Consider the following 18,091-nt stretch of genomic DNA (forward strand, 5'->3'; position numbering starts at 1 on the left):
TTTATGAAATTAACTATTTTGTAATTTTTGAGAAAATTTGTGTTGTTTTTATCCATCTAAAGACTGAATGTTATTAATTATATTAAGCTCTTTTTTTAAACAAAAAAGATAAAATAAAATTAATTAACTCACTAATTTTAAAAAAAATAATTACACTAAAATAATAATATAAAAAAATAAATTAAGTACAAAATATGAATAATTAAGATGATTATGTTTTTTTTGTTAAAAGAAAGTAAAATAATTTAGAAAAATAAGGTGGATGAATTTAACTATAATGTTTTTTAAACGACTGTTTTTGTAATAAATAAACGAATAAAAATATCGTTAATTTTTTAAACGAATATTTAGATGAGGAGTTATAGATAGTTGCCAAATAAATATTTAGTTTTACTATTACAGAAAATTTTTAAAGATATATAGATAATGTTCTTTAATTATTCTTGTTCATTTAAATAATATTATTAAAATTTATAAAAGTTTATATATTGATAGAATATGATTAATTTACTATAATTAAGTTAATCTTCTTATTGATTAGGGAGAAAAACGTGTTATAAAGGAGAAGGATAGTTATGAAAAAAATTATTACAAGTTCAGCACTAGCTTTAATTGCTTTAGGTGCAGGATTAAGTGTTTCAGCAAGTAGTATTAGTATGGATGGTCAAAAAGGAAATACTGATGTTCGTATTGGTTTTGAAAATGACTCAACAGTAGATCCAGTTGAACCAGGAACAATTGGTTTATCAAGAATTCCTACAGCATTTGACTTTGGCCAATCAAACCGTGTTATCGATCAACCACAAATTATCAAAACACACAATGCTAATTCACAAGCTCCTCAATATTTAGCAGTAAATGATTTGAGAGCTGAACAAAAAGGAACATGGGAAGTAAACGCAACAGCTTCTGAAATTGTCAACATGGACCAAGATAAATCAACTGACAAATTAACAGGAGCAAATATCTCGTTTACATCTAATGGCATGTCATTTGCTGATACAACTGCGGATGGAAAAGCATTCTCAAATGACGCATTTGGTGTATCTTCAGTATCTAAATTAGGCGCTGGACAAACTCAAAAAGTGTTAAATACAAAAGATGCCTCAGCATTAGGAAGCAAAGAAGTTGGTGCTCAAATTACTGATGTATCTTTATATGTTCCTGCAAACGTTGGAACACCTAATGCTTTATATACTGGTACAGTAACTTGGACATTAGATAACGTAACTCAAGGTTAATCTATCTATGAGAACTGAGCAATAGTTTATTGCTCAGTTTACATACAAAAGCAAACAACTTAGTTTGTTTGTTTTTGTATGTAAATAGAATGGACATAATCCTTGAGCTGTTTATATAAATTTAAAATGCTTAGGAGTGGATAGGATGAAGAAAAAATGGTCGATATTCTTAACGGCGAATTTATTGTCTGCTTTGGTGAGTCCATTGATGGTTCATGCCGTAACACCAACAACAGAATCTGAAGAAATTTTGAAAAATATTTCTCAAACATCTCAGACTTATGCAAGTGAAAGTATCGCACAAAGTGATACTATTAAGCAGACGTTAAAAAATATACAAGAAACGTATGACACACAAAAAAACACAGACGATACATCATCAACTGAAGAAACAACTGATACAACTAGTACGACTCTGTCAGAGGAGTCAACACAGCCAACAGAAAAAGAAATGACAGAGAGTAATGCCTCAAATAATACTCTCCAGAGGGTTAGTGCCCGAAGTGCTATTCAACCACGTGCGGCACGTGCTACGCAAAGTGGAACATGGGGTAGTGTGTCATGGAATTTCAATTCGTCTGATGGTATATTAACGTTTACTAGTGGAGGAACTCTAGGTAGTTATAAACAATCTCCATGGAAAACGGGGGGGAAAGTTAATTCAGAAGCCATAAAGAAGATAGTTTTTACACAAACAGTTAAGGCGCCTACAAACTCACAATATCTATTTTCAGGAGACGCAGATTCTAATAATTATTTGTATTATTGTGAATCAATTGAAGGGATTGAAAAAGTAGACGTTAGTTCTGTAACTAATATGTATGGTATGTTTTCATATATGACTAGTCTAAGTTCCCTTGATTTATCATCATGGAATGTATCAAAGGTAACAGATATGCAATGGATGTTTGAAGCCTTATTTGTAAATTCAAAAAGCGAAATAAGAGAACTAAATATTTCAAGTTTTGTTTTAAGAGCCAATAGGCCGGATAAAGATTCTATGTTTAAAAATGCTAACTTTAATAAGATTACTATAGGTTCAACATTTGATGTTCATGTTACAGATACAGTTGACCCAGGATTTTTACAAAATTCCCATTGGTACGACGAATCTGGTAAGGATGTTGGATCATCAATTAAAGTCAAGCCCACTTTTCTTGATTATGTATCTAGTGGACATCCTGGTACTTATACGACTTATAAACCTGAACCGGTTCCTGAAGTAGTAAAATGGGGGACAGTTCCTTACCAATTTGATAAAAATACTGGTGTTTTAACTTTTGTCGATACAGGTACATTCAGTGAAGCTAAGGAATCTCCGTGGAATCGTAGTACAACTGATAAAGGATATGTAAGTGCGTTAGATATTAAAAAAATAGTCTTTACTAAACCAGTTAATGCTCCAGTTAACTCTAAAGACTTATTTTCAAGGTCGTCTAATGACAAAAATTATTTAGAAAATTTACAATCTATAGAACATTTAAATTATTTAAACACCTCTAATGTTACTAGTATGGATTCATTTTTTTCTGGCTTATACAATGTGAAAACGTTAGATTTATCTAATATGGATACGCGAAAAGTTACTACTATGCATGGTATGTTTTATCATAATCGAAGTTTAACGGAACTAAATCTTAATTATTCTAATTTTGATACAAGTAATGTAACGACTATGATGGAAATGTTTAGTAATACAAGAAGTTTAAAAACATTAAATTTAAATACAGCTACATTTAAAACAACTAAAGTTAAAAAAATGAATCGAATGTTTGAAGATATGTCTAATTTAACAAGTTTAGACATTACAAATTTTAGCACGTCTAACGTTCAAACTATGGAAGGAATGTTTTCAGGGTTAAGTGCTTTACCTACTTTAAGCATTAACAATTTTGACACCAAAAATGTTAATGACATAAGTAGTATGTTCTATGGTATGAAATCTTTAAAATCTCTAGATGTTTCAAATATGAATACGTCAAAAGTAACAAATACGAGTTTTACTTTTGCTTCTATGACAGGAATTAATAAACTAAATTTAGGGAACTTTGATTTCACAAAAGTAACAAACAAAGACTCTATGTTTTTAAACGATATCCTGAAAGAAATTACGTTACCAAGTACCTTTTCTGATACTAAAAACACAACAAAATTAATTGATGTGCCTACGGATGATACGTATAATGGTAATTGGGTCAATATTAACAATAAATCGAAAAAGTTAGGACAAACTAAAGATTTCTTGGTTAATGAGGCAGGAAAAGCTGGTACGTATGTATGGGGAGAAAAAGCAGAAGATGTCTTGAAATGGGGAGAAGTGCCTTATACCTTTGATGAACAAACAGGTAAACTAACCTTTGTTGATGGTGGAACGTTGGGAGATTATACTGTGTCCCCTTGGAATAGAACAGATGGCAAAGCAATTAGTGCCTCAGCTGTGAAAACAATAGAGTTTACAAAATCTGTTAAAACACCAGCTGATTCAAGTTATTTATTTTCTGATAAAGGAAGCCATAAATTAACACAGCTAAACAGTTTTACAGGAATAAGCAATATCAATACATCAAATGCGACAGACATGAGTTACATGTTTTCAGGAATGTCTGGTATAACCAATTTAGATTTATCAGGATTTAACACATCATCTGTGACAAAGATGTATGCTATGTTTATTGACATGGCGAAGTTAAATAAATTAACGATCGCTTCTTTTGATACATCTAAAGTGACAAATACAGCTTTTATGTTTTCTAATTGTAATGCTTTAGAAGAAATTCAGTTACCTAAATTTAGTAATGTCACTTACGCAGTCTCAATGTTTGCTAACATGAGTGCTTTAACAAAATTAGATCTTAGTGGATTTGATTTTTCTAAAATAGCTGAAGGTAAAAAGAATTCAATGTTTTCAAACGATACCCTGAAAGAAATTACGTTACCAAGTACGTTTTCTGATACTTCAAACAATACTAAGTTAAATCCAGTACCAAAAAAAGATGGTTATAATGGTCAATGGCAAAATAGTAATGGTAAATTAGTTGGTCAAACTGATAAGTTTTTACAAAATTATAACGGAATAACCGATGCAGGTACTTATACATGGGGGAAATATCTTACTTGGGGAGATGTGCCATATGAGTTTGATGAAAGTACGGGAACATTAACGTTTGTAGATGGTGGAACATTGGCAGATTATACTAAGTCTCCTTGGAATAGAACAGATGGAAAAGCTATCAGTACTTCAGCAGTGAAAACAATTGAGTTCACTAAATCAGTAAAATCATCTAAAAATTCAAGTTATTTATTCTCATCGCCTGTGGACTCCAACCTATTGAATCATGTTGTAGATATAAAAGGATTACATCATTTGGATACAGCTAATGTCATCGATATGTCATCGATGTTTTATGGGCTAAGAAAACTAGGTAACCTAGACATATCTACTTTCAATACATCTAATGTGAGGGACATGAATAGTATGTTTTATAAAGATGATAATCTAACAATGTTAACTTTTGGAGACAAATTTGACACAAAAAATGTCACTAATATGTATAGGATGTTTAGAAATGTTGAACTTTTAACTACTTTAGACTTATCATCTTTTGATACATCTCAGGTTACTAATATGAGTGAAATGTTTTCATCAATGGTAAATTTGAAAGAATTGAACATTAAATCTTTTGATACGCGAAATGTTCAATTGATGAAAAATATGTTTCAAACAAATGAGTCTCTTGAGGAATTAGATATCTCCTCATTTAATACATCAAAAGTAACTAGCATGTATGCTATGTTTGATGGTGTGTCAACTGTATCAAACTTAGATGTATCTAATTTTGATACGTCAAACGTTAAGGATATGACAAAAATGTTTAGTGGAATGACAAAGATCTCGTCTTTAAGTTTATCTAATTTTGATTTTTCAAGTGTCTCAAATAAGAGTAAAATGTTTTCAGGCGATACATTACATGAAATCACCTTACCAACAACATTCTCTGATCCTAATAACACAACTAAACTAAATGATGTTCCAACGACTGATGGCTACAATGGAAACTGGGTAAACATTGATAATAAAAATGTGAATTTAGGTCAAACATCTGACTTCTTAAAAAATACAGCTGGAAAAGCAGGAACCTATATTTGGGGACGTCAAAGTGCACTTCATTTAGTAAAAGTGCCAGATTTGTATGATTTTGGTAGTAAAAATGCAGTTAAAGATATAACACAAATTTTAAAACCTCAGACAACGGATAAACAATCAGTGGAAATCAGAGATGATCGTGAGAAAAAAGATGCTTGGAGTTTGAGTGTACAGGCAAGCCAGTTAACAAGTAGTAATCTAAATAACTTAAAACAAGCACGTTATCAATTTGACATCACTTCTACAACGGATGCTAATTTGCCAATCAATGGTATTGATTATGTGAATAGACAAGTGGTGTTGCCAACAGACAATTCAAGCCAAATATTGTATAGTGTTACAGATAAAAATCAAAGTCCGACATCTTATAATACATGGATTAATGACATGAAATTGGTCGTACCTGAAAGTGCTGGAAAACCAAATGAACAGTATGAAGGAACAATTACTTGGTCACTAGATTTGACGCCGAAAGATTAATGATTCTCAATCACTTCTGTTTATAGGAGTGATTGAGTCTTCGTATTTTAAAGGAAAAGAATGATGTTTCAGGAGGACGTACATGAAAACGAGACGATGGATAAGACGACTGTTAATGATTATAGGAGTATTAGTGATGGGCGTACAGTTTGGGCTATTAACTGTTCATGCAGCCGATGAATCTCAATCACAGATTGGTTTTACTGTAGAACCTATTATACCAGATAATCAGATTGATAAAGATGCTACATATTATCATTTAGCAGTAGAGCCAAATAAGGAACAAGAAATCAGCATCAAAGTTAAGAGTTTAGCAAAAGAAGCGGTAACAGTTGACATAGGTGTGACAAATGCCGTAACTAGTACGTCAGGGGTTATTGATTACGGACAAGAAAAGCCGGTTCTTGATGAGTCGTTAAAGGTTCCTTTAACGACAATGGTAAGTGTTTCTAAAGATGAGGAACATGTGACTGTACAAAATTTTGAGGAAAAGACAGTTAAAATAACCATTCATCCACCAAAAGAAGATTTTTCTGGGATTAAATTAGGGGCTCTGACGTTTATGAAAGCAGAAGATGAAAATGCTAAAAAACGTGCCGGAATTTCTAATCGTTATGGCTATAAAGTAGGATTAATTTTATCTGAGGATAGAACAACTTATAACGAAGGAGCAGATTTAAAACTTAAAAAAATTCAACCTGGATTAGATAATGGTATGAAAATGATTAATATTAATTTTCAAAATCCTGAACCTAAAATTTTACCTAAATTAAAAATTGAAGCAAAAATGACGAAAAAAGGTTCAAAAGAAGTTTTAAAAGAACATGAGTTAACAGACCGTTCTTTGGCTCCTAACTCAAATTATAATTTTGGTGTTCCATGGGGAATGGACCCTATAACTCCTGGTGATTACACGATGCATATTGTTGCTCAGTCTGGTGATAAAACTTGGAAATGGGATGAAAATTTCACGATTAGTGCAGCAGACGCTGATAAGGTAAATAAAAAATCAGTGAATAAATATACTCTTTCTAAAAAAATACTTGCTTTAATTATTACTATTTTAGTTTTAAATTCTATTCTATTGATGTTGAGATTAACTAAATATCGTTGGCAAAAAAATTCTACTATTGATGAAGTACCCGTTATTATAAAAAAGAAAAAGCGTAAAATAAAAGATAAGTAGGTGGTGATAAAAATGAAAAAATTACATATTCTACTCACTGCTCTTACATTAATGCTCTCACTAGTTATTGTTGATCATTCTGTTCTTGCAGTGGATACTGGTCAAACGGACATACGTATGGGCTTTGTTAAAGACACAGAAGTGAAACCTGACAAGCCAAATGTTGTTCCGCCAAATGGTGGAGAAACACCAGGTGGGACGACGAATAAATTACCACAAACGGCTGGTCGCTTACCACAAACAGGTGAATTGATTAACTACTGGTTGATTTTTAATGGGATTTTATTAATTATATTGATGTTATTTATCTTTGGTATCAGCAAACAAAGAGGTGAGAAGGATAACGATATTTATCTCATATAAGGAGGATACATATGGACGCAAGAATATGGGTTTATGTATTAGTAATTGTGGGTTTAGTCAATTTAGCGATTGGTTTGTATTTACTCTCAAAAGATTTAAAAAAAGAAAGAATACACTGGCAAAGAAGTACATTAGTAATGGATGGATTATTTTTCTTTTTCTTCATATTAGAAATAGGGCTAGCCGTTGTTTTATGGATTAATTTTCAATCACAAGTACAATTTTTCTTATAATTGAATAAACAGACACTTACTTGAAAAGATCTAAATTTTTTAGATCTTTTCTTTTTTAGTATAAGGGAGATTAGTTAGTATCTGAATGATAAGCGACTAGATAAATACCCATTATTCATCAAATCAGCTGTCTATCGTGAAAAATTGTCGAGTAAAACAGAAAATGTCATTATTTTTTGCTATAATGACAATAGATTAAAGGATAGGTACCTAACTAGGAGGATGTTTATATGACAGAGTTAAAACGATTACAAAATGGTTCTGATATTCGAGGTATAGCAATTTCTGCTGAGGAGTTTGAAGCTAATTTAGAAGCAAAGCAAGCGAAACAAATTGCTAAAGGGGTAGTTGCTTGGTTAAGAAAAGAAAAAAAAGTGACACATTCACCTATTAGAATTGCTATTGGGCAAGATAGCCGTTTGTCTGGAGACTCGATAAAAGAGGGACTGATTCAGTCGTTATTAACAGAAGATGTTCATGTGATAGATACAGGATTATCAACAACTCCAGCTATGTTTATGGCGACGCAATTTGACTCATTCAATGCAGACGCTGGCATCATGATTACAGCAAGCCACTTGCCTTTTTATTATAATGGAATTAAATTATTTACCAAAGATGGTGGAGCAGAGCATGAAGATATCGCGTTCATTTTAGAACATGCTCCTGTACACATGGAAGACACTAAGATAAAAGGAACGCTTGAAAAACGAGAAGTGATATCAGCGTATGCAAATGATTTAGTAGAGAAAATACAAAAAGAAACTGGAAATAAACAACCGCTTAAAGGGTTTCACATTGTATTAGATGCTGGAAATGGGGCAGGAGGTTTTTTTGCTGGAAAAGTATTAGAAGTATTAGGAGCAGACACAATAGGTAGTCAATTTTTAAATCCTGATGGTCATTTTCCTAATCATATCCCAAATCCAGATAATAAAGAAGCTATGGAGAGTATTAAACAAGCTGTTTTAAATCAACAAGCTGATTTAGGTGTGATTTTTGATACGGATGTTGATAGAGCAGCTGTGGTGGACAAAACAGGTGAAGTGATTAATCGTAATAATTTAATTGCGGTATTATCACATATTGTGTTAGAAGAATCTCCTGGGGCAACGATTGTAACGAATTCACCAACGTCTAGCCATTTAAAAGATTTTATTGAAAGTTTAGATGGAAAACAAGTTCGTTACTTATGTGGGTATCGTAATGTTATTAATAAAGGAATTGAATTAAATAATCAAGGGATCAATGTACCACTATCTATTGAAACAAGTGGTCATGCTGCGTTTAAAGAAAATTATTTCCTAGATGATGGGGCTTATGTTGTAGCAAAAATCTTGATGCTATTGCCAAAATTAAAAGAAAACAATCAAGAATTGAGTGACCTGATTGCGAATTTAAAACAACCTGAAGAGACAATTGAAATTCGATTTAAAATTAATGGTGAAGACTACCGAGTATCAGGAGAATTGGTTATTGCTGCGATGCATGATTTAGTGGCAGAAACGCAAGAATTTAATATTGACGTAGACAATGAAGAAGGAATTCGCGTCAATGTGAGCGGAGAATTTGGTTCAGGGTGGTTTTTATTACGTATGAGTTTACATGAACCATTATTAGTTCTTCAAGTTGAAAATGATGAAGTTGGAAAAAATCAATTAGTATTAGAAAAATTGTCTTCATTTTTCTCACAATATGATTTTTTAAACACAGATAAATTAAAAGAAAGTCTTGAGAAATAAAATTGTATTTAGTAAGATAATGAATACCGATTTATTATGAAAGATAGAGGAGAGACACGTGAATAAAAAAGAGCGCCAAGAAATTTTAAAAAAAGTTATTTCTGATAATACGATTGAAAATCAAGCCGATTTGATTCGTTATTTAGAAGACGCCAATGTTCACACGACACAATCGACTATTTCTAGAGATATGCGTGAATTAAATATTATAAAGAGTCATGGTCAAGATGGCATTTCTTGCTATAAAATCCTTGCCATAGATAGTGATGAATTGAATGATGAGATACAATTCACTGATGAAGAACGATTAAAAAAATTGGTATTAGAAGTTGGAGTATCTTTAACTCAAATTGAATTTACTAATGTATTAAATGTTCTTCCAGGTAATGGGCAATTAATTGGTGTCTTAATAGATAATGTTCGTCAAACATTTAAAGAGATAGTTGGATGCATCGCTGGAGATGATACGATTTTAATTCTGTCTCAATCAAAAGATGATGCAACAGAAGTTTATGAGTACTTTGATCAATTTATGCTAAATTAAAATTGAGTGTTTCTAATAATGAAAAATATAAATAAATCTATATTTTTAGTTAGATTTTTAAGTAAAGTATTGCTATAATATACCGAGTAGGAATGATGAACACTCGTGATAAAAGTAATACTAATTAAGTAATTGTTGAATAAATAAACTAGTTTATGACTATTTATGTCGTCTCCTATTAAGACACTAACTTAATAGGATGACGTTTTTTTATTAATATGAGGAGGATTTACTTTATGAATTTTAAAGAAATGATTGCTAATGATGTAACAGCTGCATTAGGTGAGCAATTGAACTATGAGGATGTTTTAAATTTAATCGAAAAACCAAAAGTAAGTAGCCATGGGGATTATTCTTTCCCAGTTTTTTCTTTATCTAAAATTCAAAGAAAAGCACCAAATGTCATTGCAGAAGAATTATCTAAAGAAATTGACACAAAAAATTACGAACAAATTACTCCAATGGGAGGATACATCAACTTCTTCCTTAAAAAATCAGAAGTGAGTAACGCAGTATTAAATGAAGTGGTATCTGAAAAAAATCATTATGGTGATTCAACTTTTGGTCAAGAGAAAAATGTTGTCATTGATATGTCTTCACCAAATATTGCGAAACCAATGTCAATGGGACATTTACGCTCAACAGTTATTGGCAATTCATTAGCAGAATTAGCTGCTAAAGTGGGATATACACCAGTGAAAATTAACCATGTTGGGGACTGGGGGACACAGTTTGGTAAATTAATTGTGGCTTACAAAAAATGGGGAGATGAAGCAAAAGTTAAAGAAACCCCAATCAGTGAGTTACTTTCTTTATATGTTCACTTCCATGAAGAAGCTGAAAAATACCCTGAGTTGGATGATGAAGCTCGTGCATGGTTTAAAAAATTAGAAGATGGCGATACTGAAGCTATCGAATTATGGACATGGTTCCGTGAAGAGTCATTAAAAGAATTCCAAAAAGTATATGATATGCTAGGTATTGAGTTTGATTCGTATAATGGTGAAGCATTCTATAACGATAAAATGCAACCTGTGATTGATAATTTACTTGAGAAAGAATTATTAGTTTCAGATGATGGAGCAGATATTGTTAACCTTGAAAAATATGATTTAAATCCAGCATTGATTAGAAAATCAGATGGCGCAACACTTTATATTACACGTGATTTAGCAGCAGCTATGTATCGTAAAGAAAATTATGATTTTGACGAATCAATCTATGTTGTAGGAAATGAGCAATCTATTCACTTTAAACAATTAAAAGCTGTTTTAAAAGAAATGGGTTATGAGTGGTCAGATGATATCAAACATATTCCATTTGGCTTGATTACATCAAATGGTAAAAAATTATCAACACGTAAGGGAAATGTTATTCTTTTAGAAGAAGTATTGAATGAAGCGATTAACGCGACACAAAATATTATCAATGAAAAGAATCCTACATTAGAAAACAAAGAAGAAGTGGCACATCAAGTAGGTGTAGGAGCGGTAATATTCCATGATCTTAAAAATGACCGTCTAAATAATTTTGACTTCCACTTAGACCATATCATCCAATTTGAAGGAGAAACAGGTCCTTATGTCCAATACACTCGTTCAAGATGTGAAAGTATTTTAAGAAAAGCAAACTGGAATGCTCCAACCAGTGAAGTAAATTACTCTCTATCAGATGATGAATCATGGGAAGTCGTGAAAGCTTTATATAATTTCCCAGCTAAAGTTCAAGAAGCTTATAAAAAGTATGAACCATCTGTTGTGGCTAAGTATCTAATTGATTTAGCTCAAAAATTTAATAAATATTATTCTAAAACTAAAATTTTAGAGGATAATAATGAAAAAGAAGCGAGATTGGCATTAGTGTACTCAGTTTCTGTCGTGATAAAAGAAGGATTGCGTTTACTAGGAATTCAATCACCAGATAATATGTAATCAAGAAGAGGGAAACCTCTTCTTTTTTTATGTAAAAATGACTGTTTATGATTGATTTTGACTGTTTGTGATTGTATAATACAGGTATGGAGTGAGAGTTATGTTGACTGAAGAAAGACAAGCAAAAATTTTAGATGAATTAAAATCAAAAAAAGTCATAAAAGTTCGAGAATTAATTGAAGAACTTGGAGTGTCTGAATCCACAATTCGTCGAGATTTACAAGAATTAGAAGCAGAAGGTTGGTTGGTTCGTATTCATGGTGGTGCTAAATTGACATTTCGTTTAGAACCAGAGTTAACGATGAAAGAAAAATCGTCCAAAAGCGTTCATAAGAAGCAAGAAATTGTTCAATTGGCTGCTTCTTTAGTGAAAGAAGGGGATATGATTTATGTTGATGCTGGGACAACAACGCTAGAATTATTGCCGCTTATAAAAGAAAAGAACATCACAGTCGTTACTAATTCTGTCCATCATGCTTTTATGGCTACAGATTTAGGAATTGACACTATTATGATAGGTGGTAGGGTGAGACCAAATACGAAAGCCTCAGTAAGTCAACTTGGTGGCGAACAGTTAACACGGTATTTTTTTGATAAGGCTTTCATGGGAGCGAATGGTGTTCATCCGATTTATGGACTAACTACAGCAGATCCTGAGGAAGCCATGATGAAACGAACGGCGATTCATCAAGCACAACAAGTTTATTTTTTAGTAGATGATACAAAATTTGATAAGTTGAATTTTTCTCAAATTGAATCAATCGATACTGGAATTATTTTGACAAATCAGTTAACAGAGAAACAGCGCTCGCAGTATCAAGGGGTTGCAACTATAAAGGAGGTAACAAAATGATTTATGCATTAACATTAAATCCAGCAATTGATTATGTCATCAATGTACCTGGATTTGAAGAAGGTAAGTTAAATAAGACGAAGAAAGAGTACAAATTTCCAGGAGGTAAAGGAATTAATGTCTCAAGAGTATTGGCTCAATTAGGTGTCCAATCTCAAAATCTTGGTTTTATTGGCGGTTTTACGGGGAAATTTATTGAAGAACAATTAATCAATCATGGTCTTCAAAATAATTTTGTTCATGTGTCAGGTGATACACGTATTAATATCAAACTAAAAGGTGAAGAAGAAACAGAAATTAATGGATTAGGCCCTTCTATTAAGCAAGAAGATTTAGATGACTTAAATGTCCAAATTAGTAGCTTGACACCAGAAGACTGGTTGATTTTATCGGGAAGTCTACCAATGGGGGTACCAAAAGATATCTATGTGACATTATCTAAAATGGCACATGAACAACAAGTTCCTTTTGTAGTAGATATTAGTGATGATAGTCTGTTTGATGTTTTGAAATATCGACCATCATTAATTAAACCAAATGAACATGAATTAGCAGATTTATACAATGTTGAATTTAAAACATTTGAAGAGATGTTACCTTATGGTGAAAAGTTAGTTCAACAAGGTGCTAGAAATGTGATTATTTCAATGGGAGCAAACGGTGCTGTTTTATTTAATGAAACAGGTATCTATCGTGCTAAAGGCTTAACAGGAACACTAGTTAATTCTGTTGGATCAGGTGATTCTGTTGTGGCAGGTTTTGTTAGTCAATTAAGTCAAGGCAAAGATGCTGTGACAGCTTTTAAAACAGGAATTGCTTGTGGAAGTGCAACAGCATTTAGTGCCGATTTAGCGACATCGGAAGAAATTAACCAACAATTATCACGCGTTGAGATTGATGTATTAAAAGAATACTAGGGGGAAATAAAATGAAAATTAATGACTTATTAGTTAAAGATTGCATGATCTTAGACTTAAAAGCCACTGATAAAAAAAGTGCCATTACAGAAATGGTAAACAAACTATATGACACAGGACGCATTGACAACAAAGAAGTATTTGAAGAAGGAATCTTAGCTAGAGAAGCTCAAACAACAACTGGTTTGGGTGATGGGATTGCCATGCCTCATGCTAAAAACAAAGCGGTTGTTAAACCGACTGTTTTATTTGCTAGAAGTAAAGAAGGATTAGATTATGAAGCATTAGACGGGCAACCAACTTATTTATTCTTCATGATTGCTGCTCCAGAAGGTGCAAATGATACTCATTTACAAGCGTTAGCTAGCCTGTCTCGCTTATTACTCAATCCCGGAATGATTGCTGATTTGAAAGAAGCCAATACGCCTGATGAGGTATTATCCATTATTGATAAGGCTGAGAAAAAGTTAGATGAAGATGAAAAAGAAGTCGTGGAAGAAGTTGAAGATGCACCATTTGTTGTGGCAGTTACAGCTTGTCCAACAGGTATTGCTCATACTTACATGGCTGAGGATGCATTGAAGAACAAAGCCAAAGAAATGGGTATTAACATTAAAGTTGAAACAAACGGTTCTGAAGGGGTTAAACATAAATTAACTGATGAGGAAATTGCTCGAGCAGCAGGAGTTATTGTCGCAGCTGACAAAAATGTTGAAATGGCACGTTTTGATGGTAAAAAATTAGTCAATCGTCCAGTAAGTGATGGCATTAAGAAAACAGAAGAATTACTTCGCTTAGCAACAGATGGTAGTGCGTCTGTTTATCATCATTCATCAAATGGTAATGAGTCAGAAAGCGAAGAAACAAGTTCTGGATCAGTTGGGGCTAAAATTTATAAAGACTTAATGAATGGTGTTAGTCATATGTTACCGTTTGTTATCGGTGGTGGTATTGCAATTGCCCTAGCATTCTTAATTGACCAAATGCTAGGTGTACCACAAGATCAATTAAGTCAATTAGGAACGTATCATCCAATTGCCGCTTACTTTAAAACAATTGGAGATACAGCCTTTGGGTTTATGTTACCAGTTTTAGCTGGATTTATTGCGTCAAGTATTGCTGATCGACCAGGTTTGGTTGTTGGGTTTGCTGCTGGTGCAATGTCAGCAAGTGGGGTTGCTTTTGGCCAATTAACGGATACTGTTCCTTCAGGATTCTTAGGAGCATTAGTTGGTGGTTTCCTTGCTGGTTATGTGATTGTCTTTTTGAAATTTATTCTTAAGGGATTACCAAAGGCTTTAGATGGAATTAAATCTATTTTATTCTATCCAGTATTTGGTCTGTTGATTACCGGATTCTTAATGCTATTTATTAATATTCCGATGTCAGCGATTAACAACGGTTTGAACAATTTCTTAGCTAACCTTTCAGGTGGAAATGCGGCGTTATTAGGTGCGTTACTTGCAAGTATGATGGTTATTGATATGGGTGGACCAATCAATAAAGCCGCTTACTTATTTGGTACAGGAACACTTGCAGCAACTGTTGAAAGTGGTGGTAGTGTGGTTATGGCATCCGTTATGGCGGGTGGTATGGTTCCACCGTTAGCAATCTTTATTGCAATTATGTTATTTAAAAATCAATTTACTAAAAAGGAACAAGAATCAGCTCTACCAAACTTAATTATGGGATTCTCGTTTATTACTGAAGGAGCGATTCCTTTTGCCGCATCAGATCCGTTACGTATGATTCCAAGTTTTATTGTGGGAGCGGCTGTAACTGGTGGCTTAGTTGGAGCATTAGGAATTAAATTAATGGCTCCTCATGGTGGTATCTTTGTTATTGCGTTAGTAAGTAATCCATTGATGTACCTATTATTCATTATTTTAGGAGCATTCATTAGTGCCATTGTTCTTGGAACGTTACTTAAAAGAAAACAAGCGAAAGCAAAAGCTTAATTAATCATTTAAAAGTCAGTCGTTTATGTTAAACCTAAACGACTGACTTTTTTTGGTAGGATAAACAAAAAATTATGGTTTGAAAACATGGAATGATATAATATTCACTAGAAAAGACAAAGGGAAAAGGTCAAAGACAATGAAAAGTTTACAAACACATTTAACAGATGAAAGAATCCAATCCGTTCTTTCTGGATTTAAAATAGGATTAGAAAAAGAAAGTCAACGTGTCACATCTGACGGTCAATTAGCAACAACGGACCATCCAACTTCTTTAGGTAGTCGTAGTTTTCATCCATATATTCAAACAGATTTTAGCGAGACCCAAACAGAACTGATTACAGAAGTTTTTGATACGGATAAAGGCGCTATCGAGCAGTTAGAGGCTTTGCATGACGTGATAGTGCGTTCAATGGAAAATGACGAAAGATTGTGGCCTATTAGTATGCCACCTGATTTACCTGAAGATGATCGTGATATTAAAATTGCAAAATTAGAAAATCAAGGAGATATTAACTATCGTCGTTATCTAGCAAAAGTGTATGGTAAAAGAAAACAAATGGTAAGTGGTATCCATTATAATTTTGAATTTTCTCATGATTTATTATTGAATTTATTTCAAATCCAAAATGAATATAATGATTTTACGTCATTTAGAACGGACGTTTATTTAAAAGTATCACGTCAGTATTTACGTTATCGCTGGTTAATTACGTATTTATTTGGAGCTAGTCCATTTGCCGATAAAGGGTATTTCATGGACCAAGAGCCAGAACAGCCTGTAAGAAGTATCCGAAATAGTGAATATGGTTATACCAATCGTCCGGAGATTCAGGTCTCTTATCAAACAATTAAACAATATGTTTCGGATTTGGAAAAATTGGTAGATGATGGTGAATTAATTGAAACGAAAGAATTCTATTCTTCTGTTCGTTTACGTGGTAGTGATAATGTAGAAGAATTATTGACACACGGTGTAAGCTACATTGAGGTTCGTAATATTGACTTAGATCCATTTGAACGTATAGGGATAGCTGAAAATACGTTACGATTTTTACATTTATTTTTATTAACGCTATTATTTCTAGATGAAGAATCAGATGATGCTAAACTGATGTTAGATTTAGGAACAGATTATAATAACAAGGTATCTTTAGAACATCCGCTAGAAAATACCACACTACAAAAAGAAGGCGAGTGGCTATTAGAAAGAATGATTCAATTAAATAGCCAATTAACGGCACCTTTTGATTGTACTGATTTACTAGATGAGGTAAAAAAAATGTTGGTAAATCCTAGTAAGACATTAGCAGGGCGAATGCTAGAGCTTATGCTTGAAAAAGATTGGACTAACGAAGAATTTGGACGTTATTTTGCAAATCTTTATTATGACCAAGCCTTTGCAAAACCGTATCAATTAGCAGGTTATCGAGATATGGAGTTATCAACTCAAATTTTTATGTTTGATGCGATACAAAAAGGGGTCAAAGTGGAAGTGTTGGATCGGGTAGATCAATTTTTATGTTTATCATTTGATGGTCAAGTTGAATATGTTAAAAATGCTAATATGACGAGTCGAGATTCTTATGTTGTACCACTTATGATGGAAAATAAAACAGTCACAAAAAAAGTTCTAGCTAAAGCTGGCTATCATGTACCTGGAGGAAAAGAATTTTCAACAGTGGCTGAAGCCTTAATCTCTTACCCTATTTTTAAAGACAGTCCTATTGTTGTGAAACCTAAGTCAACTAATTATGGATTGGGTATTTCTATTTTTAAAGAAGGGGCAACAAAAGAAGATTATGATGAAGCGGTTCGGATTGCCTTTAGTGAAGATGATAGTATTTTAGTGGAAGAATTTCTTCCCGGAACAGAGTATCGTTTTTTTGTACTAGATGGAAAGACAAGAGCCGTTATGTTACGAACACCGGCCAATGTATTAGGTGATGGTAGACAGACGGTCGCTGAGCTAGTAGCAGAAAAAAATAAAGATAGTTTACGTGGTACACACCACCGAGCACCTTTAGAAAAAATACAGCTAGGTGATATTGAACAATTGATGTTAAAAGAACAAGGATTAAGACCAACAAGTATCCCTAACAAGAATCAGCGTGTGTATCTTCGTGAAAATTCAAATGTTAGTACAGGTGGCGATTCCCTAGATGTGACAGAAGAGATGAATGATAGTTATAAACACATAGCTGAATCTGCAGTTGAAGCGTTAGGGGCCAAAATTTGTGGTATTGATTTAATTATTCCAGATAGCACCATTCGTGGCAATAAACAAGATGCTCAAACATATGGTATCATTGAGGCTAATTTTAACCCAGCAATGCACATGCATATCTATCCTTATGCTGGTGTAGGACAACGATTGACAATGGATGTCTTACGGCTCTTATATCCACAGTTGAATAACTAACTATCTTAAAGTAAATAATCTAGAAAAATATTCTAGACTATTTACTTTTTTTATATTGATAACGAGCATGAATTATT

12 protein-coding genes are annotated in these 18,091 nt (G+C 32.9%); all 12 read left to right on the top strand.

From position 1 onward, the window contains the following. Nucleotides 1-575: 575 nt before the first annotated feature. Nucleotides 576-1,241 (top strand): WxL domain-containing protein, encoded by a 666-nt coding sequence (locus tag G314FT_RS03215; protein WP_257702015.1) that lies wholly within the window; start codon nt 576-578, stop codon nt 1,239-1,241. Nucleotides 1,242-1,386: 145 nt separating this feature from the next. Then, a complete protein-coding gene (locus G314FT_RS03220; protein ID WP_257702016.1) occupies nt 1,387-5,865 on the top strand; it encodes a BspA family leucine-rich repeat surface protein in 4,479 nt (1,492 codons plus the stop codon). Between the two features lie 82 nt (nt 5,866-5,947). Beyond that, nucleotides 5,948-7,051, top strand: coding sequence for a WxLIP family cell surface protein (locus tag G314FT_RS03225; protein ID WP_257702017.1), 1,104 nt, complete (start codon nt 5,948-5,950; stop codon nt 7,049-7,051). A 12-nt stretch (nt 7,052-7,063) separates the two neighbouring features. Then, nucleotides 7,064-7,414, top strand: coding sequence for an EF2685/EF0750 family sortase-dependent surface protein (locus G314FT_RS03230; RefSeq protein ID WP_257702018.1), 351 nt, complete (start codon nt 7,064-7,066; stop codon nt 7,412-7,414). 11 nt (nt 7,415-7,425) lie between these two features. Then, a complete protein-coding gene (locus G314FT_RS03235) occupies nt 7,426-7,647 on the top strand; it encodes a hypothetical protein (protein ID WP_257702019.1) in 222 nt (73 codons plus the stop codon). Nucleotides 7,648-7,877: 230 nt separating this feature from the next. Beyond that, complete coding sequence (locus G314FT_RS03240; protein WP_257702020.1) at nt 7,878-9,389, top strand: phosphohexomutase domain-containing protein; 1,512 nt, start codon at nt 7,878-7,880, stop codon at nt 9,387-9,389. A 58-nt stretch (nt 9,390-9,447) separates the two neighbouring features. Next, nucleotides 9,448-9,933: an arginine repressor gene (locus G314FT_RS03245; RefSeq protein ID WP_257702021.1), complete on the top strand. Its 486-nt coding sequence runs from the start codon at nt 9,448-9,450 to the stop codon at nt 9,931-9,933. A gap of 236 nt (nt 9,934-10,169) precedes the next feature. Beyond that, entirely contained in the window at nt 10,170-11,864 is a 1,695-nt protein-coding gene (gene argS, locus G314FT_RS03250) for an arginine--tRNA ligase (protein ID WP_257702022.1), read from the top strand. 100 nt (nt 11,865-11,964) lie between these two features. Then, nucleotides 11,965-12,717 (top strand): DeoR/GlpR family DNA-binding transcription regulator, encoded by a 753-nt coding sequence (locus G314FT_RS03255; RefSeq protein ID WP_257702023.1) that lies wholly within the window; start codon nt 11,965-11,967, stop codon nt 12,715-12,717. Beyond that, nucleotides 12,714-13,634, top strand: coding sequence for a 1-phosphofructokinase (pfkB, locus tag G314FT_RS03260; RefSeq protein ID WP_257702024.1), 921 nt, complete (start codon nt 12,714-12,716; stop codon nt 13,632-13,634). Before G314FT_RS03255 ends, pfkB begins: the two co-directional genes overlap by 4 nt. An 11-nt stretch (nt 13,635-13,645) precedes the next feature. Continuing rightward, nucleotides 13,646-15,592, top strand: coding sequence for a PTS fructose transporter subunit IIABC (locus tag G314FT_RS03265; protein WP_257702025.1), 1,947 nt, complete (start codon nt 13,646-13,648; stop codon nt 15,590-15,592). A gap of 139 nt (nt 15,593-15,731) precedes the next feature. Beyond that, entirely contained in the window at nt 15,732-18,014 is a 2,283-nt protein-coding gene (gene gshAB / locus G314FT_RS03270) for a bifunctional glutamate--cysteine ligase GshA/glutathione synthetase GshB (RefSeq protein WP_257702026.1), read from the top strand. The last annotated feature ends 77 nt before the right edge of the window (nt 18,015-18,091 follow it).

Source organism: Vagococcus luciliae (assembly GCF_024637875.1).
Classification (GTDB): domain Bacteria; phylum Bacillota; class Bacilli; order Lactobacillales; family Vagococcaceae; genus Vagococcus; species Vagococcus luciliae.